This window comes from Brevundimonas vancanneytii, assembly GCF_901421975.1.
Taxonomy (GTDB): Bacteria; Pseudomonadota; Alphaproteobacteria; order Caulobacterales; family Caulobacteraceae; genus Brevundimonas; species Brevundimonas diminuta.
Map to the genome: position 1 here is coordinate 1617533 of NZ_LR588407.1, position 22901 is coordinate 1640433.

23 protein-coding genes, 1 tRNA gene and 1 pseudogene are annotated in these 22901 nt (G+C 66.2%); 11 read left to right on the plus strand and 14 right to left on the minus strand.

Annotated elements, in window-relative coordinates; genetic code table 11:
- Genes FGL25_RS07995 through FGL25_RS08010 form a run of 4 tightly spaced genes read right to left on the minus strand, consistent with a single transcriptional unit; the run spans position 1 to position 3171 of the window.
- Positions 1 to 765, minus strand: coding sequence for an ABC transporter ATP-binding protein (locus FGL25_RS07995; RefSeq protein ID WP_252970089.1), 765 nt, complete (start codon positions 763 to 765; stop codon positions 1 to 3).
- Complete coding sequence (locus FGL25_RS08000) at positions 762 to 1751, minus strand: FecCD family ABC transporter permease (RefSeq protein ID WP_138141403.1); 990 nt, start codon at positions 1749 to 1751, stop codon at positions 762 to 764. Before FGL25_RS08000 ends, FGL25_RS07995 begins: the two co-directional genes overlap by 4 nt.
- Positions 1748 to 2542 (minus strand): ABC transporter substrate-binding protein, encoded by a 795-nt coding sequence (locus FGL25_RS08005; RefSeq protein WP_138141405.1) that lies wholly within the window; start codon positions 2540 to 2542, stop codon positions 1748 to 1750. Before FGL25_RS08005 ends, FGL25_RS08000 begins: the two co-directional genes overlap by 4 nt.
- Positions 2539 to 3171 (minus strand): TetR/AcrR family transcriptional regulator, encoded by a 633-nt coding sequence (locus tag FGL25_RS08010; RefSeq protein ID WP_088411678.1) that lies wholly within the window; start codon positions 3169 to 3171, stop codon positions 2539 to 2541. Before FGL25_RS08010 ends, FGL25_RS08005 begins: the two co-directional genes overlap by 4 nt.
- A gap of 250 nt (positions 3172 to 3421) precedes the next feature.
- Here FGL25_RS08010 and FGL25_RS08015 point away from each other — a divergent pair, with 250 nt between their 5' ends.
- Genes FGL25_RS08015 through FGL25_RS08025 form a run of 3 tightly spaced genes read left to right on the plus strand, consistent with a single transcriptional unit; the run spans position 3422 to position 6466 of the window.
- The gene (locus FGL25_RS08015) at positions 3422 to 4726 is read left to right on the plus strand and encodes a glycosyltransferase family 2 protein (RefSeq protein ID WP_252970090.1); all 1305 of its coding nucleotides are present in this window, start codon (positions 3422 to 3424) and stop codon (positions 4724 to 4726) included.
- A 16-nt stretch (positions 4727 to 4742) separates the two neighbouring features.
- Positions 4743 to 5657 (plus strand): class I SAM-dependent methyltransferase, encoded by a 915-nt coding sequence (locus FGL25_RS08020; RefSeq protein WP_138141407.1) that lies wholly within the window; start codon positions 4743 to 4745, stop codon positions 5655 to 5657.
- Positions 5654 to 6466: a TrmH family RNA methyltransferase gene (locus tag FGL25_RS08025; protein WP_138141409.1), complete on the plus strand. Its 813-nt coding sequence runs from the start codon at positions 5654 to 5656 to the stop codon at positions 6464 to 6466. The genes FGL25_RS08020 and FGL25_RS08025 overlap by 4 nt, the downstream gene beginning before the upstream one ends.
- On the opposite strand, the gene FGL25_RS08030 is transcribed toward FGL25_RS08025, so the two are convergent.
- Together FGL25_RS08030 and hrpB are read right to left on the minus strand one after the other, a co-directional pair.
- Entirely contained in the window at positions 6463 to 7752 is a 1290-nt protein-coding gene (locus FGL25_RS08030) for an MFS transporter (RefSeq protein ID WP_138141410.1), read from the minus strand. The genes FGL25_RS08025 and FGL25_RS08030 overlap by 4 nt on opposite strands.
- 67 nt (positions 7753 to 7819) lie before the next feature.
- Positions 7820 to 10255, minus strand: coding sequence for an ATP-dependent helicase HrpB (gene hrpB / locus FGL25_RS08035; protein ID WP_138141411.1), 2436 nt, complete (start codon positions 10253 to 10255; stop codon positions 7820 to 7822).
- Positions 10256 to 10410: 155 nt separating this feature from the next.
- Between hrpB and FGL25_RS08040 the strand changes: the two genes are divergently transcribed.
- Both FGL25_RS08040 and FGL25_RS08045 read left to right on the plus strand, forming a co-directional pair.
- The gene (locus tag FGL25_RS08040; protein ID WP_003164820.1) at positions 10411 to 12069 is read left to right on the plus strand and encodes an amino acid permease; all 1659 of its coding nucleotides are present in this window, start codon (positions 10411 to 10413) and stop codon (positions 12067 to 12069) included.
- A gap of 144 nt (positions 12070 to 12213) precedes the next feature.
- A tRNA-Leu gene (locus FGL25_RS08045) sits at positions 12214 to 12298 on the plus strand.
- Positions 12299 to 12320: 22 nt separating this feature from the next.
- On the opposite strand, the gene FGL25_RS08050 is transcribed toward FGL25_RS08045, so the two are convergent.
- On the minus strand, positions 12321 to 12542 hold the full coding sequence (locus tag FGL25_RS08050) for a hypothetical protein (RefSeq protein ID WP_138141412.1): 222 nt from the start codon (positions 12540 to 12542) through the stop codon (positions 12321 to 12323).
- Positions 12543 to 12605: 63 nt separating this feature from the next.
- Positions 12606 to 13433, minus strand: a complete 828-nt coding sequence (locus tag FGL25_RS08055) for an NAD(P)H-hydrate dehydratase (RefSeq protein ID WP_138141413.1) — start codon at positions 13431 to 13433, stop codon at positions 12606 to 12608.
- 118 nt (positions 13434 to 13551) lie between these two features.
- Here FGL25_RS08055 and FGL25_RS08060 point away from each other — a divergent pair, with 118 nt between their 5' ends.
- On the plus strand, positions 13552 to 13890 hold the full coding sequence (locus FGL25_RS08060) for a P-II family nitrogen regulator (RefSeq protein WP_046653933.1): 339 nt from the start codon (positions 13552 to 13554) through the stop codon (positions 13888 to 13890).
- Between the two features lie 59 nt (positions 13891 to 13949).
- The gene (gene glnA / locus FGL25_RS08065; protein ID WP_003164816.1) at positions 13950 to 15359 is read left to right on the plus strand and encodes a type I glutamate--ammonia ligase; all 1410 of its coding nucleotides are present in this window, start codon (positions 13950 to 13952) and stop codon (positions 15357 to 15359) included.
- Positions 15360 to 15468: 109 nt separating this feature from the next.
- On the opposite strand, the gene tatC is transcribed toward glnA, so the two are convergent.
- Genes tatC through FGL25_RS08080 form a run of 3 tightly spaced genes read right to left on the minus strand, consistent with a single transcriptional unit; the run spans position 15469 to position 17167 of the window.
- A complete protein-coding gene (gene tatC, locus FGL25_RS08070) occupies positions 15469 to 16356 on the minus strand; it encodes a twin-arginine translocase subunit TatC (RefSeq protein WP_003164815.1) in 888 nt (295 codons plus the stop codon).
- Complete coding sequence (tatB, locus tag FGL25_RS08075; RefSeq protein ID WP_138141414.1) at positions 16353 to 16928, minus strand: Sec-independent protein translocase protein TatB; 576 nt, start codon at positions 16926 to 16928, stop codon at positions 16353 to 16355. The genes tatC and tatB overlap by 4 nt, the downstream gene beginning before the upstream one ends.
- A gap of 23 nt (positions 16929 to 16951) precedes the next feature.
- Positions 16952 to 17167, minus strand: a complete 216-nt coding sequence (locus tag FGL25_RS08080; RefSeq protein WP_003164813.1) for a twin-arginine translocase TatA/TatE family subunit — start codon at positions 17165 to 17167, stop codon at positions 16952 to 16954.
- A 113-nt stretch (positions 17168 to 17280) separates the two neighbouring features.
- On the opposite strand from FGL25_RS08080, the pseudogene rnhA reads away from it, so the two are divergent.
- Positions 17281 to 17732 (plus strand): annotated as a pseudogene (gene rnhA, locus FGL25_RS08085) (ribonuclease HI).
- Here the strand turns inward: rnhA and FGL25_RS08090 are convergent.
- From FGL25_RS08090 to FGL25_RS08100, 3 genes are all read right to left on the minus strand, one after another.
- Entirely contained in the window at positions 17729 to 18187 is a 459-nt protein-coding gene (locus FGL25_RS08090; protein WP_003164811.1) for an NfeD family protein, read from the minus strand. The pseudogene rnhA and the gene FGL25_RS08090 overlap by 4 nt on opposite strands.
- 3 nt (positions 18188 to 18190) lie before the next feature.
- On the minus strand, positions 18191 to 19159 hold the full coding sequence (locus tag FGL25_RS08095) for an SPFH domain-containing protein (RefSeq protein WP_374558818.1): 969 nt from the start codon (positions 19157 to 19159) through the stop codon (positions 18191 to 18193).
- 70 nt (positions 19160 to 19229) lie between these two features.
- Complete coding sequence (locus FGL25_RS08100) at positions 19230 to 19664, minus strand: NUDIX hydrolase (RefSeq protein WP_138141415.1); 435 nt, start codon at positions 19662 to 19664, stop codon at positions 19230 to 19232.
- A gap of 77 nt (positions 19665 to 19741) precedes the next feature.
- On the opposite strand from FGL25_RS08100, the gene FGL25_RS08105 reads away from it, so the two are divergent.
- The 3 genes from FGL25_RS08105 to FGL25_RS08115 all read left to right on the plus strand — a co-directional run bounded on the left by FGL25_RS08105 (position 19742) and on the right by FGL25_RS08115 (position 22877).
- A complete protein-coding gene (locus FGL25_RS08105) occupies positions 19742 to 21145 on the plus strand; it encodes an FAD-binding oxidoreductase (protein WP_138141416.1) in 1404 nt (467 codons plus the stop codon).
- A 95-nt stretch (positions 21146 to 21240) separates the two neighbouring features.
- Complete coding sequence (gene yaaA / locus FGL25_RS08110; protein WP_138142416.1) at positions 21241 to 22014, plus strand: peroxide stress protein YaaA; 774 nt, start codon at positions 21241 to 21243, stop codon at positions 22012 to 22014.
- A 65-nt stretch (positions 22015 to 22079) separates the two neighbouring features.
- Complete coding sequence (locus FGL25_RS08115) at positions 22080 to 22877, plus strand: 3-hydroxybutyrate dehydrogenase (RefSeq protein WP_138141417.1); 798 nt, start codon at positions 22080 to 22082, stop codon at positions 22875 to 22877.
- Positions 22878 to 22901: the final 24 nt, after the last annotated feature.

A 22901-nucleotide genomic window follows, 5' to 3' on the forward strand; every position in this document is an offset into this window, starting at 1 on the left:
CTACTGGGACGACAGACGGCGAGCCGCCAGCAGCGGCCCGTCCAAGGCCTCCAGCCAGACGGCGTCGAGGTTGAAGACGGTCTTCAGCACGCGCGGCGACAGGGCCTCGGTCGGCGCGCCGTCGGCCGCCGTCCGCCCTTGATCCAGCACCACGACCCGATCGGCGAAGCGCGCGGCCAGCGTCAGGTCATGCAAGCTGACCAGGACGCCATGCCCGGCGCCTGCGCGCGCCCGCAGCCGTTCAAGCACCAGAAGCTGAGCGTCAGGGTCTAGACCGGCGATCGGCTCGTCCGCGACCAGCAAGGGAGCGGAAACCGTCAGGGCGCGGGCCAGCAGAACGCGCGCCCGCTCGCCGCCCGACATCTCGGCCACGCCGCGATCCGCCAGATGACCGACGCCCACCTCGTTCAGCGCGGCGCGCGCCCGGTCCAGCGCGGCGGCGCCCGCCAGGAAGGGCGCGCCCAGCGCCGCCAACTCGACCGCCGGTAGGTTCCAGGCGATGGAGCGGTCCTGCGGCAGATAGGCTGCGCGCTCGCCGCGCTGACGATCGGACAGACGCCGCGCCTCATCGCCGCCCAAGCGCGCAGCGCCTTGCGTCAGCGACGTCAGCCCCATGGCGGCGCGCACCGCCGTCGACTTGCCCGCCCCGTTCGGCCCGCACAGGGCGACCACCTCGCCCGGCCGCACCGACAGGGACGCGCCTTTCAGCACATCAACCCCGCCGACGCGGACGTGGGCCTTCTCTAGCTCCAACAGAAAGCTCACAGTCGCCACTCCCGCGCCGCGCGCCAGGCGATCAGGGCGAACAAAGGCGCGCCGACCAGGGCGGTGAAGACGCCCAGCTTCAACTCCTGATCCGTCGGCAGCATACGCGCCGCCAGATCAGCGGCGACCAACATCAAACCGCCAGCGAGGGCTGACGGCAGAAGCAGTCGCCCCGGATCGCCGCGCACCGCCGCCCGCACCAGATGCGGCGCCGCCAGACCGACGAAGCCGATGACGCCAGCCACAGCCACCGCCGCGCCCGCCGCCACGGCGGCAGCCGCCAGCGCCAGCACCCGCATCCGTCCCATCGACAGGCCAGACGCCCGCGCCGCCTCCTCGCCCAGGGTCAGCATCCGCAGGCCTGGCGACGCACCTCGCGCCAGCAGGCCGGCGATCAGCACGGCGTGCGCCACCCAGGCGACATCAATCCAGCTACGGTTCTCGACCGAGCCCAGCAGCCAGTTCATCACCTCCGCCGAGGCGATCGGCGACGGCGACAGGTTGAAGATCAAGGCGGTCAACGCGCCCGCGAAACTGGACAGAGCCACGCCGAACAGGATCAGCGCCTCGGGCGTCCGCACCCGTGCGGCCAGGGCGATCAACAGCCCGCCGCCGACCGTCGCGCCGAACAGAGCCGAAACTTCCACCGCGCCGGGGATCGCCGCTAGACCCAGCACGATGGCCGTCGCGGCGGCCAGGGCCGCAGTCGCGGACACGCCCAGCACGCCTGGCTCCGCCAACGGGTTGCGCAACAGCCCCTGCATCACCGCCCCCGCCAGCCCCAGAGCCGCGCCGACGAACAGGGCGCAGACCGCTCGGGGCGCGCGCACGAGCCACAGCACCTCGCTAGGTCCGGAGCCCGGAGCGCCCAAGGCCATCATATAATCGGTGGTGTTGAAACGGGTCTCGCCCAGAGTCACCGCCAGTGCGATCGCCAACGTGATCGCCGTCGCCAAGCCGATATTCAGCGTCGAAGTCTTGCTCATGACGCCTGCTCGGCCAGCTGCGCGGCGGCGTCAGCTGCGAACCAGGCCGGGCACGTCAGCGTCGCACCGGGCAGTTCAGCCGCCGTCCGCCCTCGCATGGCGCGTTGCATCACCGGATGCCGTCCCGCCCCTCGCCAATCCGAACGCACCAGGTCGAAGAAGCCCTTCACGTACAGGGCGGGCGGCGTCAGCAGCACCCTTTCCAGACCCAGAGGTTGATAACCCGGCCGTTCGACTGCATTGCGAAACCCAGCCGCGCGTAGGACAGCGTCCATCAATGAGCCAGGCCCGGAAGTGAAGCCGCTAACTGTGACATAAACGGCCTTGCGCTCTCGGCCTGCGCCTTCGGCCTTGGCCAACTGCGCCTCCATGCGCTGCACCAAAGCCTCGCCTCGCTCAGGGCGGCCCAGAGCTTGAGCTACGGCATGAATGTTGGCGCGAACCCCATCCATGTCCGTGGCGTCGGATATCGTAACCGTGCGGACGCCATCGCGCTCCAAGGCGGCCAGAAGGCGGGCGTCGCCGCCCCAGTAGCGCACCGCCACATCGGGTCGAAAGCCGACAGCGGCCTCCAACGTCGGCCGCACTCGCCGATGGCCCTGGGCGTCAGCGCGCAGCCAGGAATCGAGATCATCCGCTCTCGGAGACAGACCCAGCTCAGCGTCAGGGGCAAGGGCGAGGACAAACTGATCGGCGCACTGGTCCAGCGCCATGACCCGCAAGGGCTCGGCCGCCGCGACGCTGCTCCAACACGCCATCACCGAAACGACGGCCGCGATCGCGACCTTCACGAGGCGGTCAATCCCGCGAACAAGGCGTCCATCTGGGTCCGGACCAAGGTCTCACGATCCGCCCAATCGAAATAAGGCTTGGTCGTCATGATCGAGACCAGCCCATGGGCGCTGGCCCAGATAACTTGCGCCAGCGTGCGCGGATCGCCTCGCAGCGCGCCCTGATCGACAGCCTCCTCGACCACGCTGACAAAGGCGCGGAACAGGTCGGCCCCGCTCTGTTGCGCCACGGTCTCGGCGCCGTGGCGCGTATGGACCTGCGGAGTCAGATAAGCCAGGCGATAGGCGTTGGGATTGGCGAATCCGAACGCCATATAGTTCTCGACGATCCGCCGCAGCCGCGCCAAGGGAGGCGAATCCTCCGCCAAGGTCCGTCGGTGTTGCTCGGCCAGGGTGTCGAAGGCGTTGCGACAGATTTCGTTGAGAATCTCGCCCTTGTCCGCGAAGTGCATATAGAGGGCGGTCGACGACAGGCCCACCTCATCCGCGATCTTGCGAATGGTGGCCCCTTCATAGCCCCGCTCGACGAAGATACCTTCCGCCGCCGCCAGGATTTCTGCACGGCGCTCGTGCCCTTCACCCTTGGGTTTTCGTGTCGAACGCGACGATGCGGCAGATGCGAGCGACACTCGAATGCTCCCCAAGCTGAACTCCCCGTGTGTGTGGCCAGTGATAACCGCAAAAGTCGGCTCCGGCCAAATATATTGCTTTACAGAAATGTCAGTATAACGTCGGTCTCTGGACGGGAGGGCGACGATGCGAAGGGGAACGGCCGCCCGGGCGGACGACGATGCTCTGAAGTCTGCGCGGACCACGCTGACAACCCGTCAGACGCTGGGTCTCACCCTCATTCTCACCGGCGTTTTGGGCGCCACGGCCATGGCCCCGCTGTCGGGGTCGGTCGTACTTCTGAGCTTGCAGATCGGCTTCATGAGCTTGGCCGCATGGAGGGTGTTCCTGCTCTGGAACAGCCGTGTCCAGCCCTTGTCTGACACGCCGAAAATTTGCACGGCCCCGTCATGTTCATGGCCTCGCTACACCGTTGTGGCGGCCTTGTATCAGGAGACGGCCGTCCTGCCGCAACTGATCGAGCGGCTGACCGATATCGACTATCCGAGCGATCGTCTCGAAGGCTTTCTCGCGCTTGAGGCGGATGACGTCGCGACGATCAAGGCTGCGTTGGACCTGCCCAGGCCTGACTGGCTTCAGGTGTTGATCGTGCCGCCCGGCGCGCCCAAGACCAAGCCCCGCGCCCTGAACTACGCCCTGGCGCGCTGTAGCGGCGACCTGATCACCATCTATGATGCAGAAGACGATCCCGACCCGCTGCAGTTGCGCGAGGCGGCGACACGCTTCATCCATGAAGGCGACAGCCTGGCCTGCCTTCAGGCGCCGCTACGCATCCGCTGCAGGAACAAGGCCAGCGCCAGCCCCTTTCTCGACCGACAGTTCGCGGCCGAATACGCCGCCCTGTTTGAGGTCACCCTACCGGCCATGAGTCGTCTGGCCCTGCCCTTTCCTCTCGGCGGAACCAGCAACCACTTCCGCGTGCCCGTCTTGCGCGCGCTGGGAGGCTGGGACGCCTGGAACGTCACCGAGGACGCCGATCTGGGCTTTCGCATCTGGCGCGCCGGCTATCGACTCGGGGTCATCCAGAGGCCGACCTACGAACCGCCGCCCGGCCCCTTGCCGCTGTGGCTGCCGCAACGCACACGCTGGCTGAAAGGGTACCTGCAAACCCTGGCGGTCCATACGCGCTATCGAGAGGGAATGGGCTGGCGAGGCTGGGCGGCGCTGGCCGCCACCGTCGGCGCCGGAGTGGCGTCAGCTGCTATTCACGCCGCCTGCGCCGCCTGGGTGTTCAGTCTGGCCCTAACCTCTATCGTCGCCGGGCGCCTTCCTCACTTTTCGCCGCTGGGCAGTATCGTTCTGGTCTCCGGCGTCATCGCCGCCTGGCTGCTGAAGCACCGGGGCGTCCGACAGGCAGGCGGTTCCTATGGCCTGGGCGACATGCTGGCGTCCCTCGCCTACTGGTGCCTGCTCAGCCTGGCGTTCGCCCATGCTGTGATCCGACTGATCTTTGAACCGCATCACTGGGACAAGACCCCGCATCAGGCTGAACCCGAACCCGAACCTGATATCGCCATGATCGACGGTGCTGACGCTGGACGAGCGGCCGCCTGAGCGCCTATCAGCGCGCATGGCTCCGGTTCTCTCATCCTCGCCCGAAACCCTCGTCACGCGCGGGTGGTCGGACTACGCCCTTCTGGACAGCGGCGACGGCCGCAAGCTGGAGCGTTACGGCCGCTACACCGTCGTACGGCCCGAGCCGCAGTGCTTCTGGAAGGCGCATGACGAGAACGCCTTCGAGCGCGCCAACGCCATGTTCGACCCGCAACAGGAGGAAGAGGATTCCGGCCGCTGGCGCTTCGACGCCCACGGCCCGATCGACGCCTTCCCTCTGCAATGGCGCGACGTGCGTTTCATGGGACGGTTCACCCCGTTCCGCCATCTGGCCTTCTTCCCCGAGCAGGCGGCCAACTGGGAATGGCTGGACGCGCGCGTCCGCACCCTGCAGCAACCCAAGATCCTGAACCTGTTCGGCTACACCGGCGTGGCCAGCCTGGCCTGTTCGGCGGCAGGCGCCCACGTCACCCACGTCGACGCCTCCAAGAAGTCGGTCGCCTACGCCCGCGAGAACGCCGAACTGTCAGGCCTGGCCGACCGCCCGATCCGCTGGATCGTCGAGGACGCCCGCAAATTCGTCGCGCGTGAAGTCCGTCGCGGCAGCAAGTATGACGGCATCATCCTGGACCCGCCGAAATACGGTCGCGGCGCCAACGGCGAGGTCTGGCGCCTGTTCGAGGACATGCCGGGGCTGCTGAAAGACTGCGCCGCCCTGCTGTCAGACGACGCCTCCTTCCTGTTGCTGAACGCCTATGCCGCGCGGATTTCCGGCCTGTCGCTGGCGCACATGATGGCCGAGGCGACCCATGATCGCGGCGGCCGTATCGACTGGGGCGAGTTGGCCCTGTCCGAAGACGGCAAGGACGCCCGCGCCATCGGCCTCAGCTTCTTCGCCCGATGGAGCAACGACGGGGGTCGCGCCCGATGACCGAACGCCTCATCACCTCTCTGACCAATGACACGATCAAGGCTGTGCGCGCCCTGCACATGCGCAAGGAGCGCGAGGCGACCGGCCGCTTCCTGGCCGAAGGGCTGAAGTTCATCGGTGAAGCGCTGGATCAGGGCCGCGCGCCGGTCATGCTGCTGGTCGGTCAGGACGCCCGCCCGCATCCGTTGCTGGACCGCGCCAAGGCCGAAACGCTGAAGGCCGGCGGCCAGATCATCGTCGTCACCCACGCCATCCTCGAAAAGATCAGCCGTCGCGACAATCCGCAGACGGTGCTGGGCGTGTTCGAACAGGTCTATACCCCGCTGGACGCCATCCAGCCTGACGCCAAGCCCTGCTGGGTGGCGCTGGAGCAGGTGCGCGATCCGGGCAATCTGGGCACCATCATCCGCACCGCGGACTCGGCCGGGTGCGGCGGGGTCATCCTGATCGGCGATTGCGTCGATCCCTTCTCGGTCGAGGCGGTGCGCGCGACCATGGGCTCGGTCTTCGCCGTGACCATCAGCAAGGCCTCGCGCGAAGAGTTCCTGGCCTGGCGCGCCTCATGGCCGGGCAGCGTGATCGGCACCCGCCTGGACGCGACGCACGGCTATCGCGACAGCCCTGTGCGCCATCCCGCCATCATCATGATGGGCAATGAACAGGCGGGCCTGACCGACGTACTGGCCGCCGCCTGCGATCTGAACGTCAAGATTCCGATGCGCGGCCGGGCGGACAGCCTGAACCTGGCCGTCGCGACGGGTGTCATGGTCTATGCCGTGACGGACGCGGCCTACGGCTCCAGCCTCTAGGCCTCGCCTTCAGTCTTGATGCGACCCATGCCGATCAGGGCCAGAACCGTCAGCACGGCCGCCAGGGTCAGATAGGCGCCGACGGCGTGAAGGCCGTAGTGACCCGCCAACCAGGTCGCGGCATAGGGCGCCAGCGAGGCGCCGAGGATGCCCGCCAGATTGAAGGTCATGGACGCGCCGGTGTATCGCACGCTCGTCGGAAACGGTCTCGCCAACGCAGCGCCCAGCGGTCCGTAGGTGCAGCCCATCAAGCTGAAGCCGATGATGAAGAAGGCGACCACGCCCGCCTTGCCTCCGCCGCCGAACAAGGGCGCCAGGATCAGACCGAACAGGGCGATGGCGACGGTGGTTACAAGCAGGGTCCGCCCCTGCCCCCATTTGTCCGCCGCCAAGGCCGCCAACGGAATGAACAGGCCGAAGAAGCAGACGCCCAGCAACTGGATCGGCAGGAACTGCTCGCGCGTATAGCCCATGCTGGTCGTACCCCAGCCCAGGGCGAAGACCGTCATCAGATAGAACAGGACGAAGGTCGCCAGCCCCGCCAGGGTTCCGGTCAGCAGGGCGAACTTGTGGTGCGTCACAAGCGTCAGTGCGGGCGCCTGGACCCGTTCGGCGCGGTCGATGGCGCGTTTGAACTCGGGCGTTTCGGTGATCTTCAGCCGCATCCACAGCCCGACGACGACCAGCAGGGCGCTGGCGATGAAGGGAACGCGCCACCCCCAGGCCATAAACTGGCTCTCGCTCATCACCTGGCTGAGGATGATGAAGGACAGGGTCGACAGGATGAAGCCGATCGGCGCGCCCAGCTGCGGGAACATGCCGAACCAGGCCTTCTTGCCGGGCGGGGCGTTCTCGGTCGCCAACAGCACCGCCCCGCCCCACTCGCCGCCCAGCCCCAGTCCCTGGCCGAACCGGCAAAGGGCCAGCAGCAGGGGCGCGATTACTCCGACCGAATGCCAGGTCGGCAGCAAGCCGATGGCGATGGTCGACAGGCCCATGGTCATCAGCGCCGCCACCAGGGTCGCCTTACGACCCACTCGGTCGCCGAAGTGGCCGAAAACGACCGCTCCGATCGGCCGCGCGAAAAAGGCGATGGAGAAGGTGGCGAAGGATGCCAGCATGGCCGTCATCCGATCGCCGCCGGGGAAGAACAGGTCTGGAAAAACCAGCACCGCCGCCGTGGCGTAGATGTAGAAGTCGTAGAACTCGATCGTCGTACCGATCAGGCTGGCAAACAGAACGCGCCGCTTGGAGGCGGAAGGCGGTGAAACGGCGGCGTCGGTCACGCGAAATCCTTACGGTTGACGCACGATCTTTGCGGCGCGCCGCTGTCAGGCGTCAAGCGGACAAGGATCAGGTTCCGCGCGGCTTGGCCCGGTTGGTCGCCGTCGCATTGGCCGGGTCTTCCGGCCAGGGGTGGCGCGGATAGCGGCCCCGCATCTCGCTGCGGACCGCAGCCCATGAACCAGACCAGAATCCCGGCAAGTCCTTCGTCACCTGCACCGGCCTTCGTGCGGGCGACAGCAGGCTAAGCGTCAGAGGGATGCGGCCGCCGCCCACCGTCGGATGGGTCTTCACCCCGAACAGTTCCTGCACGCGGATTTCGACGCGTGGTCCGCCCTCGGCGGCATAGTCGACGCCCGCGCTGCCGAGCGGCGTGGTCAGGCGCGTCGGCGCCAGCTCGTCCAACCTGCGCTGCAAGTCCCAAGGGATCAGGCCGCGCAAGGCCTCGGCCAGCCTGCCGTCGCCGATGTCGGCCAGCGACCGCGCCCCATCCAGCAACGGCCACAGCCAGTCCTCTCGCGCCGCCAGCAAGCCTTCATCCGACACGTCGGGCCAAGCCTCGTCCAGCCCACGCAGGAAGGCCAGGCGCGCCCGAAGCGCTCCTGCCTGCTCGCCCCATTTCAGCGCGCCCAGGCCCCCGGCCTCGATCTCCGATTTCAGCGCCGCCGTCATGGCCGCTCGGTCCGGCGCGCCGACGACCTTTTCATCCAGCACAAGGGCGCCGATGCGACGGATACGGCGGATCACCGGCTTGCCCGAAGGCTCGCGCGCCAGCCTGTCCTCGACCTCGATCAGATGCGCCAGATCGCTTTCAAGCGTCGAGGCGTCCAGCCCCGCCGCCAGACGGATGCGGTCGCGGGCGTCGCCGCCTCCCAGCTCAGCCACAGCCAGCCAAGGTTCGCGGGCCAGATGGTCCGTCGGCTCGATGAAGGCGCCGCGCCCCGAGGCCAGCAGCACCTCGCCCGGCTTGCCCCTGGCGCGCGCAATGCGTTCAGGAAAGGCTTCGGCCAGCAGCAGACCTGCATCCGCCTCTCCGTCTCGACCGCCGCCTGCCGCCCGCGCCCAGCGTTCGACCAGCTTCATCGCATCGCGGCCGCGCGGCGAGCGATCTCGCTCAAACCCCTTCAGGCGATCGTGCAGATCGACGCCGTTCCCGCCCAGCCCCGGTTCGCTGAGCACGGCCGCGATCTTCCCCCCGCCTAGAGCGTCGCCCTGATCCGAGGCGACCGCGACCATATGCGCCAGCCGCGGCGCCAGCGGAATGCGCGTCAACCGCCGTCCGTGCGGCGTCAGATCGCCCTTGGCGTCCAACGCACCGAGACGGGCCAGCACCCTGCGCGCCTCGGCCATGGCCCCGGCAGGCGGCGGGTCCAGCAGGGCCAGCCCTTCAACCGACTTCGCACCCCACCGCGCCAGATCGAGGGCGAAGGCGGTGAGGTCCGCCTCCTGAATCTCGGGCCGCTGGTGGGCGACCAGGCCGCGCGTCTGCTCCTGGTCCCACAGGCGATAGCAAACGCCGGGTTCGACCCGGCCCGCGCGGCCCCGGCGCTGCTCAGCCGACGACTTGCTGACCTTGACCGTAGCCAGCCGCGTCAGGCCGCTGGACGGATCGAATCGCGGCACGCGCGACAGACCCCCGTCGATGACCACGCGCACGCCTTCAATGGTCAGACTCGTCTCGGCCACCGAGGTCGCCAGCACCACCTTGCGGCGGCCGGGCGCCGCAGGCTCGATGGCGCGGTCCTGCTCGCCCTTGTCCAGTGCGCCATATAGGGCGACGACATCGACGGTCGGATCGCGCAGACGATCATTCAGCCGTTGAACGACCCGGTGGATTTCGCCCTGCCCCGGCAGGAACGCCAGGATGGAGCCGGTCTCATCGTGCAAGGCTTGGATCACGGCCTTGGCCATGGCGTCCTCGAACCGCTCGACCGGGTTTCGGCCCAGGTAGCGGGTCTCGACCGGGAACATCCGCCCTTCGGCCTCGACGACGGGCGCGTCGTCCAGCAGGCGCGACACTCCCACGATGTCCAGCGTGGCCGACATGACCAGCAGGCGCAGATCGTCGCGCAACACCGACTGGCTCTCGCGCGCCAAGGCTAGGCCCAGGTCGGCATCCAGGCTGCGTTCGTGGAATTCGTCGAACAGAACGGCGCCCACGCCTTCCAGCGCAGGGTCGTCGAGAATCATCCGCGTGAAGACGCCCTCGGTGACCACCTCGATTCGGGTTTCCGAGCCGATCCGACTCTGCAGGCGGGTGCGATATCCGACGGTTCCGCCAGCCTTCTGACCCAGAGAGGCGGCCATGCGGTCGGCTGCGGCGCGCGCGGCCAGTCGTCGCGGCTCCAGCACCAAGACCTTGCCTTCGCCTAGCCACGGCTGATCCAGCAAGGCCAAGGGCACGACCGTGGTCTTGCCCGCGCCCGGCGGCGCGGCCAGGACGACGGCGTGGGTCTGGGCCAGGGCCGCCTTCAGCGGCTCAAGAACGGCGTGAATCGGCAACATCACCGGCCTGTAGCGCCTTCGACGGGGTTCACGAAAGCGTCGTCGACGCGTCATCCTTCGTAAACCGCGTTGCGCCTGAGCGTTCAGATGGCTAGCGTCCCCGCCCAAGAAGGCGACCCGGGAGGGGTCGTCGCATAAGTTGGGGGCGCACCTGCATGTCTGCAGATGGCGTAAAGCCTGCCGGAAACCGGCTATTTCTTAAAAAATCCATCGCCCAGATTCAGAAGGAAGCCGCCAAAAGCGAGCTGAAACGGACTCTCGGCCCGCTGAATCTGATGAGCCTGGGCATCGGGGCCATCATCGGCGCCGGCATCTTCGTTCTGACGGGTCAGGTGGCCTCGGCCCACGCCGGTCCGGCCATCATGTTCTCCTTCGTCATCGCCGGCATCGCCTGCGCCCTGGCGGGCCTGTGCTACGCTGAACTGGCGTCGACCATGCCGGTGTCGGGTTCGGCCTACACCTACGCCTACGGCACCCTGGGCGAGGTTTTCGCCTGGGTCATGGGTTGGCTTCTGGTCCTGGAATACGGCGTCGCGGCCTCGACCGTGGCGGTCGGCTGGTCCGGCTACGTCGTGTCGATCCTGAATGACTTCGGCCTAAGCGCCAGTCTGTTCCCGACAATAACCTATCCCGGCGGCGAAGGGCCTCAGTGGGCCACCCCTCTGATCCAGTACGTCGCCTCGGGCGACAATGCAGGCTTCCCGCTGACGGGCACCTTCAATCTGGTCGCGGCCGTCGGCATCGCCGCCGTCTGCGGCCTGCTGGTGCTGGGCGTGTCGGAATCGGCGAACATCAACAACGCCATCGTCGTCATCAAGATCATCGTCCTGCTGACCTTCATCGCCGTAGGCCTGCAGTACATCAACCCGGCCAACTGGGATCCCTTCATCCCGCCGCAAGGCGAAAGCTGGGACCAGTTCGGCGTGGGCGGCATTTTCCGCGGCGCCTCGATCATCTTCTTCGCCTACGTCGGCTTTGAAGCGGTTTCGACCGCCGCCGCCGAGGCCAAGAACCCGTCGAAGGACGTGCCGATCGGCATCCTGGGCGCCCTGTTCGTCTGCACCCTGATCTACATGGTCGTGGCCGCCGTCATGACCGGCGTCGTCCCCTACCTGGAGCTGGCCTCGCCGGCGCCGATCGCCGTCGCCATCGACCGCATGGGCCTGGAATGGGCCAATGTGCCGCTGGCCGGCGCGCCGAGCGGGCAACTGAACCTGATCGCCTTCCTGATCAAGATCGGCGCCATCACCGGCCTATCCTCGGTCATGCTGGTGCTGTGCTACGGCCAGACGCGCATCTTCTACACCATGGCGCGCGACGGCTTGCTGCCCAAGGCGTTCGCCCTGGTGCACCCGAAGTTCCGCACCCCGTGGATCGGGACCATCCTGCTGGGCATCGTCATCGCCATTGCGGCGTCCTTCCTGCCCATCTCGATCCTGGGCGACCTGGTGTCGCTGGGCACGGCGACGGCCTTCGCCATCGTCTGCCTGTCGGTCATCGTCCTGCGTATCAAGCACCCGGAGATGGAGCGTCCGTTCAAGGTGCCGGGCGGCATGGTCACGGCCGTTCTGGGCATCCTGGCCTGTCTGACCCTGGCGTCGTTCAACTTCATCCCGATGGTGACGCACGCTCTGAACGACAATCCGCTGCCGCTGACCATCCTGGGCGTCTACGCCCTGGTCGGCGCCCTGATCTACGGCCTGTACGGCTTCGCCCATTCGAAGCTGGCCAAGGGCATCGACATCACCGAGGACACGACCCTGGAATCGGCGGTCGAGGCTCTCGGCCACGGCGTCGACAACAAGAAGGACTGATCACGGTCAGTCCTTCGGCCTAAAGCAGCGCGAAGCGCGGCAGACCCGATAATGAGAAGGCTCCGGAGCGATCCGGAGCCTTTTTCATATCCAGACGGGATTGCCCAAATCACCGCCCTCGCCTACAGCCTCAAGCGAACCTATGCGGATGTGGCGGAACTGGTAGACGCACCAGATTTAGGTTCTGGCGCCGCGAGGCGTGGAGGTTCGAGTCCTCTCATCCGCACCAAGGTCTTTCTGAAAACGACGTCTCACTCAACCGGCTGAGGCAGAAGAAGACGCAGCGCCGCCTGGACGCGCGGCAGGCGCATCAGAAATCCTGACGTCAGCCCGGCGACGGCGAAGGCGCCGCCGAAAACGCCCGCATTCCAATTCGAAAGCGCAAAGGCCGCCCCGGCCCCAGCCAACGGCGACACGATGACCAGGGCGATCAGCCCCAGCGCCTTTAGCTTTGAAAACCGTTGTTTTTGCATGCCGATGTCATGCAGGTGATGCTGGCTATTGTCCAGCTGGAACGCCCGTTCCGACCCTGTCGCTCAGATTTCAGCCAATCCTCGGAGAACGACCGGGATCAAGTCGGGCAAGTCTTCCGAGATCAGCCCCGGCCCGAAACGTCGGGCCGCATCGCCATGCATCCACGCCGCCGCGCAGGCGGCGTCGAAGCTGTCCATATGCTGTGCGACAAGGGCGCCGATCAGGCCTGCCAAAACATCACCGCTGCCCGCCGTCGCCAACCAGGGGGAGCCATGCGTGCTGACCGTGCAGCGCCCATCATGGGCCGCAATGACGGTTGCGGCCCCTTTCAGCACCACGACGGCCCCTGCGCGACGCGCGGCCTCCATCGCCGCCGCCTCACGCCCCGCCGCGGCCAAAAGCCCCGGGAACAGGCGTTCAAACTCTCCCTCATGCGGGGTCAGGACGTCGTCGCGATCCAGCAGGGCGAACAGCTCCTGAGGTCGATCCTGAAACAGGGTCAAGGCGTCCGCATCCACGATCAGGGCCGCCCCCGTTCGCGCCAGGGCCATCAGGTTGTGCGCCGTGGCGTCGGTCAATCCCGCCGCAGGACCGATGACGACGGCATCCATCGGCTCCGCCAGGGCCTGAAGCTGCTCCGCCCCGGTGAAGGCGGCCAGCATCACGGCCTCCAGGCTGGGCGCCAGAACCACGGCGGCGTCCGGCGGGCAGAAGACCTTCACCAGCCCAGCGCCGCCTCGCAGCCCGGCCCGCGCCGCCAGCCGCGCCGCGCCGGTCGACAGCGCGCCGCCCGACACCACGCCCAGACGACCGCGCATGTGCTTGTGGGTCTCAGTGGCAGGCCAAGGCAGGCGATCGCGCCATTCGCCGGGGTCGTTATGCGACTTCATGTGGATTTCCGTTCACGGAAGGCCTCAACGGACGAAAATCGCTTGCCATATTGTGCAATGCAATGTCCCTTTACCACCCGAGCGTCGGACCAACAAAGGAGCCGGCTCGGGATCCGCCATGAAGAAGATTGAAGCCGTCATCAAGCCGTTCAAGCTGGATGAAGTGAAAGACGCTCTCCAGGACATCGGAGTGCAGGGCATGACCGTGCTGGAGGCCAAGGGATATGGCCGCCAGAAGGGCCATTCGGAACTCTATCGCGGCGCCGAGTACGTCATCGACTTCCTGCCCAAGATCAAGATCGAGGTCGTGGTGGCGGATGACCTGGCCCCTGCCGTGGTCGAGACGATTCAGAACGCCGCCCGCACCGGCAAGATCGGGGACGGCAAGATCTTCATCACCACCCTCGAAGACGTCATCCGCATCCGCACGGGCGAAACCGGCGCCCAAGCCATCTAGTCTGACGGCCGCCTCTCGGGGCGGCCGATTTCAATTCCCCAGCTACAGGACCTCCCCCCATGAGCGCCGCCAACAAGATCCTGCAAGAGATCAAGGACAAGGACGTCCAGTACGTCGACCTTCGCTTCACCGACACGCGCGGCCGCGTCCACCACGTGACCTTCGACATCGGCATGGTGGACGAGGACTTTCTGGAAGAAGGCACCATGTTCGACGGCTCGTCGATCGCGGGCTGGAAAGCCATCAATGAGTCCGACATGCTGCTGAAGCCGGACCTGTCGAGCGCCTATATCGACCCGTTCTATCAGCAGACGACCCTGTTCCTGTTCTGCGACGTCCTGAACCCGGACACGGCCGAGCCTTACAACCGCGACAGCCGGTCGATGGCCAAGAAGGCCCTGGCCTATGTCCAGTCGTCGGGTGTGGGCGACACCGTCTTCTTCGGCCCGGAAGCCGAGTTCTTCGTCTTTGACGATGTGCGCTGGAACACCGCGCCGCACGACACCCGCTACAGCTTCGACTCCAGCGAGCTGCCGGCCAACACGGGCGCCGAATACGCCGAGGGCAATCTGGGCCACCGCCCGTCGACCAAGGGCGGCTACTTCCCGGTCAACCCGGTCGATTCCGGCCAGGATCTGCGCGGCGAGATGCTGGCGGTCATGCGGGATCTCGGCCTTGACCCTGAGAAGCACCACCACGAAGTCGCCCCGGCGCAACACGAACTGGGCCTGAAGTTCAGCGACCTGCTGACCATGGCCGACCGGATGCAGCTGTATAAGTACGTGATCCACAACGTCGCCCACGCCTATGGCAAGTCGGCGACCTTCATGGCCAAGCCGATGTTCGGCGACAACGGCTCGGGCATGCACGTCCACATGTCGATCTGGAAGGACGGCAAGCCCCAGTTCGCCGGCGACCAGTACGCCGGCCTGTCGCAGGAATGCCTGTGGTACATCGGCGGCGTCATCAAGCACGCCAAGGCCATCAACGCCTTCGCCAACTCGACCACCAACTCCTACAAGCGTCTGGTGCCGGGCTATGAGGCGCCGGTGAAGCTGGCCTATTCGGCCAGCAACCGCTCGGCCTCGATCCGCATCCCGCACGTCACCTCGCCCAAGGCCAAGCGCCTGGAAGCCCGCTTCCCCGATCCGATGGGCAACCCCTATCTGACGTTCGTGGCCCTGTTGATGGCGGGCCTGGACGGCATCGAGAACCGCATCGATCCGGGCGCGGCCGCCGACAAGAACCTGTACGACCTGCCGCCGGAAGAGCGTCACTCGATCCCGGAAGTCGCCGGTTCGCTGAAGGAAGCCCTTGAGGCGCTCGACGCCGACCGCGCCTTCCTCAAGAAGGGCGGCGTCATGGATGACGACTTCATCGACGCCTACATCACGCTGAAGCAGGAAGAGGTCGCCCGGCTGCAACTGCACCCGCACCCGGTCGAATTCGACATGTACTACAGCTGCTGATCTCCGGATCAGTCCGAAACAAGAAGCCCCGGACGGTTCGGCGTCCGGGGCTTTTTCGTGTTGTCTTATCCATCAGGAAGAGCCGCCCAGGAGCGCTGCTCCGAGACCGTCAGGCCGCCAGCCCGTCAGCGGCATCGGCCTTCTTGCGGCGCAGTTCGATGATGCGGACGCACCAGATGGAGACCTCGTAGAGCAGGACCATCGGCACAGCCAACATCAGCTGGCTGATCGGATCGGGCGGCGTGACCACGGCGGCGACCACGACCACGGCGACGATGGCGTAGCGGCGCCCCTTGGCCATCATCTGACTGTTGATCAGGCCCGCCAGCCCCAGCAGGGTCATCACGACCGGCAGCTGGAAGCACAGGCCGAAGGCCAAGATCAACGCCGTCACCAGGTTCAGATAGTCCGACACCTTAGGCAGAAGTTCGGCCGCCACGCCCTCGCCGATGATCTGCTGGCTCAGCGAGAACCACATCACGAACGGCAGCATGACGTAATAGACGAGGGCCGCGCCCAGCAGGAACAGCACCGGCGCGGCGATCAGGAAGGGCAGGAAGGCGCCCTTCTCGTTGCGATACAGGCCCGGCGCGACGAAGCGGTACAGCTGCCAAGCCAAGACCGGGAAGGCCACAATGACAGCGCCCAGCCCCGCCAGCTTCATCTTGGTGAACAGGATCTCCAGCGGCGCGGTGTAGATCAGCTTTACGCTGTTGTGATCCACGTCCGGCACGGGGATCAGCCCGGCCGTGCCCAGGATCAGGCTGAACGGCGACACATGGCCGTGAGCCCCTACCGTCTGGTGGAAGGCGGCCGAGACCACATAGGGCTTCACCAGGAACAGATAGAGGGTCTCAGAAAAGGCGAAACAGCCGATGAAAGCGATGACAAAAGCGACCACGCAGATCATCAGCCGCGAACGCAACTCGATCAGGTGATCCATCAGGGGCGCGCGGGAAGCCTCGATCTCGGCTTCATCGTGTTCAGCGCGACTCATAGATCAACCTTCTTGGTGCGCGTGACCTTGGGACGAGCGGCGTCAGCTTTCAGCCCAGGCTTGGCGGCCGGCTTGCGCGCCTTGGTCTTGGCGCCGTCGGCAGGGGCGGCGGCCGCCTTCTTGGCGCGCGGCTTGGCGACGGGTTTGGGCGCAGATTCAGGCGCAACGGCGTCCGAAGCGGTATCCGGCCATTCATCGACACCCGAGGCCACTGGCTGAGCGGCTTCGTCCGCGACCGGCACGGCAGGCGCAGGGACGGCCGGCGCTTCGATCGGCGCCTCCAGCTCCTTGCGAATGTCCTTAAAGGCTTCGTCCGCCTCGGCGCCCAGGGCGTACATCCCCTGCCCCGACCGCAACGCCTCGACCTCCTTGCGAAGGTCGTCCAGCTCGGACTGGCGCGCCATTTCGTCGAAGCTGGCGCGAAACTCATTGGCCATGCCGCGCGCCTTGCCGACGAACTGGCCGACCCGGCGCATGAGCATGGGCAAGTCCTTAGGCCCCACGACAAGCAGGGCCACCAGACCGATGACAAGGATTTCGAACCCGCCGATTCCGGGGCCAAGACCACCCATGATTCAGCGTCTTCCGGCGAGGATCAGCGGTTCAGTTCTTCTTTTTCGGCGTCCGTGCGCGGCAAGGCGCCCGGAGCTTCCTTGTCCTTGGCGCCCGTGTCGTCCTTCAGGCCGTCCTTGAAGGCGCGAATGCCCTTGGCCGCATCGCCCATGATGCCCGACAGCTTGCCGCGGCCGCCGAACAGGACCAGCACGACGACGACGACGATGGCCCAATGCCAGATGCTCATGGAGCCCATGGCGATACCTCCTCAAGGGGACTCACCGAGACGCGGCCCCACCGACTGATTGTTGTGCGTCATATAGGCTGAGTGATGGCGACGCGCCAAGGGACGCTGTACGCATCGCGGCCATGAGTCTCAACGATCACGTCATCATCCACACCGACGGCGCCTGCAAGGGCAATCCCGGCCCCGGCGGCTGGGGGCGATCCTGCAAACCGGAGGAGGTCACGAGAAGGAACTCTGGGGCGGCGAGTCCCTGACGACCAACAACCGCATGGAGCTGATGGCCGCGATCATGGCGTTGGAGGCGTTGAAGCGTCCCTGCCGCGTCGATCTGCACACCGACAGCAAATACGTCATGCAAGGCGTGACCGAATGGATTCGCGGCTGGAAAGCGCGCGGTTGGAAGACCGCAGACAAGAAGCCGGTCAAGAATGAAGACCTGTGGCGGCGCCTGGACGAGGCCCGCAACCGCCACGAGGTCAAATGGCACTGGGTGAAAGGCCACGCCGGCCACGCCCTGAACGAGCGGGCCGACGGCCTGGCCAATCGCGGCGTGGCGGAAATGCGCGGACGCTAGAGCGCCCGCACCTTCAGCAGAGGCCCCGACACCGATTCGATGATGACGCTCTCGCCCGCCAGGGGCGAAGCGCCTTCGATCTCGGCCGGCCATTCCGATCCCGATACGAAGACCCGGCCGCGCCCGCCGACAAAAGCCTCGACCACCCGAGCGCGCTCGCCGACCAGACGGATGTCGCGATCATTGATGTCGGGCTGATCCTTGGGGTTCACCCGCTTGATCAGACGACGCGACAGGACGGTTGAGGCCACCGTCAGCGCCGCGAAGACGCCGATCTCGACCGGCAGACCCAGCTGCGGCGCCAGGGCGGACAACAGGGCCGTCAGCCCTGCCGACACCGCCGGCCACAGCAGCCACTCGGTCGAAGCCGCCGCCTCTATGCCCAGCAGGACGACGCCGATCGCCAGCCACAGCCAGAACGGCTGCGAGGCGTAGAGGGAGACGAACCAGTCCATGCCCTACTCCGTCGTCGGCACGGCGCCGCTCGAACGACGCGGCGCGGCGCGCGGCGCAGCCTGACGCGCGTCCGTGCGGACCTGCTGCTGTTCCTTGGCCAAGCCGACCAGTTCGCCGACGCCCGCAATGGTGCCGACCAGGGCGCCCATTTCCGACGGCACGATGACCGTCTTCTGCTGCGGGCTGCGGGCCAGCTCGGCGAAGGCCTCCACATACTTCTGGGCCACGAAGTAGTTGATGGCGTTGACGTCGCCGCGGGCGATCGCCTCCGACACCATGGCGGTGGCCTTGGCTTCAGCCTCGGCTTCACGCTCGCGGGCCTCGGCGTCGCGGAAGGCGGCCTCGCGACGACCTTCAGCTTCCAGGATCGCCGCCTGCTTGGCGCCCTCGGCGCGGGCGATGGCGGCCTGCTTCTCGCCGTCAGCCTCGGTGATGACGGCGCGGCGCTCGCGTTCAGCCTTCATCTGACGGGCCATGGCGTTGGTGATGTCCACCGGCGGCGTCAGATCCTTGATCTCGATGCGGTTGGCCTTGATGCCCCACGGCTCGGTCGCGGCGTCGATAACGTGCAGCAGGCGGGTGTTGATACTGTCGCGCTGGCTCAGCACCTCGTCCAGCTCCATTGAGCCGACCACGGTCCGCAGATTGGTCATGCACAGTTGGGCGATGGCGTAGGTCAAGTCGTCGACGCGATAGGCCGCCTTGGCCGCGTCCATCACCTGAATGAAGACGATGCCGTCGACCTTCACCATGGCGTTGTCGCGGGTGATGACCTCCTGGGTCGGCACGTCCAGCACCTGCTCCATCATGTTCATGCGGCGGCCGATGCGCTCGACGAACGGGGTCAGGATATGGATGCCTGGCGTCAGGGTCTTGGTGTATTTACCGAACCGTTCCACCGTGAATTCACGGCCTTGCGGCACGATCTTGATCACGCTGAACAGGAAGATGATCGCAAAGACTGCGAACATCACAAAGAAAATCAGCGAAAAATTCATTAGGCCCTCCGGTTGGAGAAAGAGCTTAGCCGCCCAGGGTGCGTCACGCCACAGAATCCGGTTCCGTCAGCATGACATCCGCGTCAGCCATTCGCCGCGCCATACGAATGATGCGTCGCGTCTCTTCCCAGTCGACCATGGTCAGGGCCGTCTCGAGCAGGAAAAAGCCTGCATCGGCGGCGTCATCGCCCGCGACGACCACGCCCGACGTCCAGCGCGCGGCGTAGTCGATCAGAACATAATGTCGCCCCGCCTCTGGAAACAGCCCATCCACAACATCGATCAGGCCGATCAGATCCGCCTCGACGCCGGTTTCCTCTCGCAGTTCGCGAAGAGCGGCGGCGGCCAGGCGCTCGCCGGGCTCCAAGCGGCCGCCGGGAAGGCTCCATTCGCCCACGCGCGGCGGCGCTCCGCGACGGATCAGCAGCACTTCGTCGCCTTTCAGGCACACCACGCCCACGGCCGGTGTCGGAATCATGTTTTGCCCCCAAATTGACCGCCAGAAGGCATGGTTTTGCGCTTCCACCACGGGCCGCCTTTTGCCACAAGGCCGATATGACCCTCCCGACGCCAGAATCCCTCGCTGAACTCAAGGCCGCCCTGCCCGGGGCCTGGACGCAAGACGCCGCCGAGATGTCGCCGTGGCTGACTGAGTGGCGCGGCCGCTGGACCGGCGAAACGCCGCTACTGCTGCAACCGCGCACGACCGAGGAAGTCGCCCGCGCCGTCGAGATCTGCGCCCGTCACGGCACAGCCATAGTGACGCAAGGCGGCGGCACGGGCTTGGTCGGCGGCCAGATCCCTTACGGCGAGGTGCTGCTGTCCACGCGCAAGCTGCGGACCGTGCGCGAAGTGACGCCGCTGGACGACGCCATGACGGTCGAGGCGGGCGTGACCCTGCTGGAGGCGCAGGAACTGGCCAAGGAGAAGGGCCGCTTCTTCCCCCTCAGCCTCGCGGCCGAGGGGTCGGCCACCATCGGCGGCGTCATCTCGACCAATGCGGGGGGCACCGCCGTCCTGCGCTACGGCATGATGCGCGACCTGGTGCTGGGCATCGAGGCGGTCATGCCCGATGGTCAGGTGTTCAACGGCCTGAAGCGACTGCGCAAGGACAACACCGGCTATGATCTGAAGCAGATGTTCATCGGCGCCGAAGGCACCCTGGGCGTCATTACGGCCGCGACGCTGAAGCTGTTTCCCATCATGCGCAGCCGCGCCACGGCCATCGTCGGACTGGAGAGCCACCACGACGCGGTCGTGTTGCTGGCCCGCGCCAAGGCCGAGACCGGCGGCGGGGTCGAGGCCTTCGAGTTGATGAAGCGGCTGGGCATGAGTCTGGTGCTGAAGAACATCCCCGACACGCGCGAACCGCTGGAAACCACGCCGCCCTGGTATGTGCTGATCGAACTGACTTCGGGCGAGCCGGACGGCGCCGAGGCGGCGATGGAGCGCCTGCTGACCGCCGCCTTCGAGGAAGGCCTGATCGTCGACGCCGCCATCGCCCAGAACGACGCCCAGAAGGCTGAATTCTGGCGTCTGCGCGAAGAGCATTCGGCCGCCCTCAAGCCCGAAGGCGGCGGATGGAAACACGACGTCTCGGTTCCCGTCTCGCGAATCGCGGACTTCATCGACGAGGCGACGGCGGCGGTTGAAAAATTCCATCCCGGCTGCCGGGTGTCGGTCTTCGGCCACGTCGGCGACGGCAATCTTCACTATGATGTGATCCCCGGCGTGGGCGAGGACGTGGCCGCCTTCATCGCGCGCTGGATGGAAGGGTCCGAGGTCATCCACGATGTGGTCGCTCGCTATGACGGCTCGATTTCGGCTGAACACGGGCTGGGGCGGCTGAAAACCGACGAGGCCCGTCGCTATAAATCGCCGCTTGAGGTCGCCATGATGCAGGCGATCCGTCGGGCCATCGATCCGCAGCGGATCATGAATCCAGCGGTTCTTTTTTGAGGGCTTGCGACCGTATGTGACGTTTCTCGCGGTTCAAAACCTCGTGGAAGCGGCCTATGAGGCCCGCTCTTGAGACGCATACGGAGTCGATCGTCTTGTTGATCGTCCTGTCCCCGGCCAAAAAGCTGGACTTCAATCCGCCCGCCATCGACGCCCCCGTGACGCCGAGGCGATGCGCCGATGAGACCGCCGAACTGGCCAAGGTGACGCGCGAACTCAGCCGTGCGGACCTGCGTCGCTTGATGTCCATTTCCGACGCCCTGGCCGAGTTGAACTATCAGCGCTTCCAGGCCTTCGACAACGATGCATCGGAAGGCGCGCTCCAGGCCGTCTTCGCCTTCGCCGGCGATGTCTATGACGGGCTGTCGGCGCGCACACTGTCGGTCGACGACCTGAACTGGGCGCAGGATCACCTGCGCATCCTGTCGGGCTTCTATGGTCTGCTGCGGCCGCTGGATGCGATTCAGCCCTATCGGCTAGAAATGGGCATCCGTCTGAAGACCAAGCGTGGCTCCACCCTGTACGACTTCTGGGGCGAGCGGATTTCGCTGCGCCTGAACGAAGACGCTGGAAAACTGGCCGAGCAGACGTTGGTGAACCTGGCCAGCCACGAATATTTCGGCGCGGTCGATGCGCGGGCGCTGAAGCTGCCGGTCGTGACCCCCCACTTCAAGGAAAAGAAGGACGGCGAGGCCCGCATCATCTCCTTCTACGCCAAGAAGGCCCGCGGCGGCATGGCCCGCTTCGCCATCGAGAATAGGCTGGAGAAGGTCGAGGATCTGAAAGCCTTCGATCGTGACGGCTATCGCTTCGACAAGAATCTTTCGACGGACACAGACTGGATATTCATCAGGGAAGGAAATTCCTGATCGCCAGATTGAACGACTGCGGTTAGGTTGCGTTGCAGCAACATCTTCCACGGGTTCCTTCTGTCATGTTCGCGATGAACGATCTCAAAGGCCGCGTCGCGGTCGTCACCGGCTCGACCTCGGGTATCGGTCTGGCGTTTGCGCGGGCCGTGGCCCTATGCGGCGGCGACGTGATGCTGAACGGCCTGGGCGACGCCGAGGCCATCGAGAAGACACGCGCGGACCTGGCTGCCGAAACCGGCGTGCGCGTCCTTTATCACCCCGCGGACATGACCCAACCGGATCAGATCGAGGACATGATCGCCACGGCGCAGCGCGAGTTGGGCCGCCTCGACATCCTGGTCAACAACGCGGGCATCCAGCACGTCGAAGCGGTCGAGAACTTCCCCGCCGATGCGTGGGAAAAGATCATCGCCATCAACCTGTCCTCGACTTTCTACGCCACCAAGGCGGCTATCCCGATCATGAAGGCCCAGGGTCGCGGCCGGATCATCAACGTCGCCTCGGCGCACGGCCTGGTCGCCAGCCCGTTCAAGTCCGCCTATGTCGCCGCCAAGCACGGCGTGATCGGCTTCACCAAGACGGTGGCGCTGGAGCTGGCCCAGGACAACATCACCTGCAACGCCATCTGCCCCGGCTTCGTCGAGACGCCGATCGTCGCCAAGCAGATTCAGGATCAGGCCCGCACCCGCAACATGAGTGAGGAAGACGTGATGAAGAACGTCATTCTCGGCTCGCAACCGACCAAGCGCTTCGTCACGACCGACGAACTGGCAGGCATCTTCCTCTATCTGGCGTCGGATCTCGGCGCCTCGGCCAACGGCGCCCACTTCTCCGTCGACGGCGGCTGGACCGCGCAATAGCTTCGATGGCGCCAGCATGGGCCG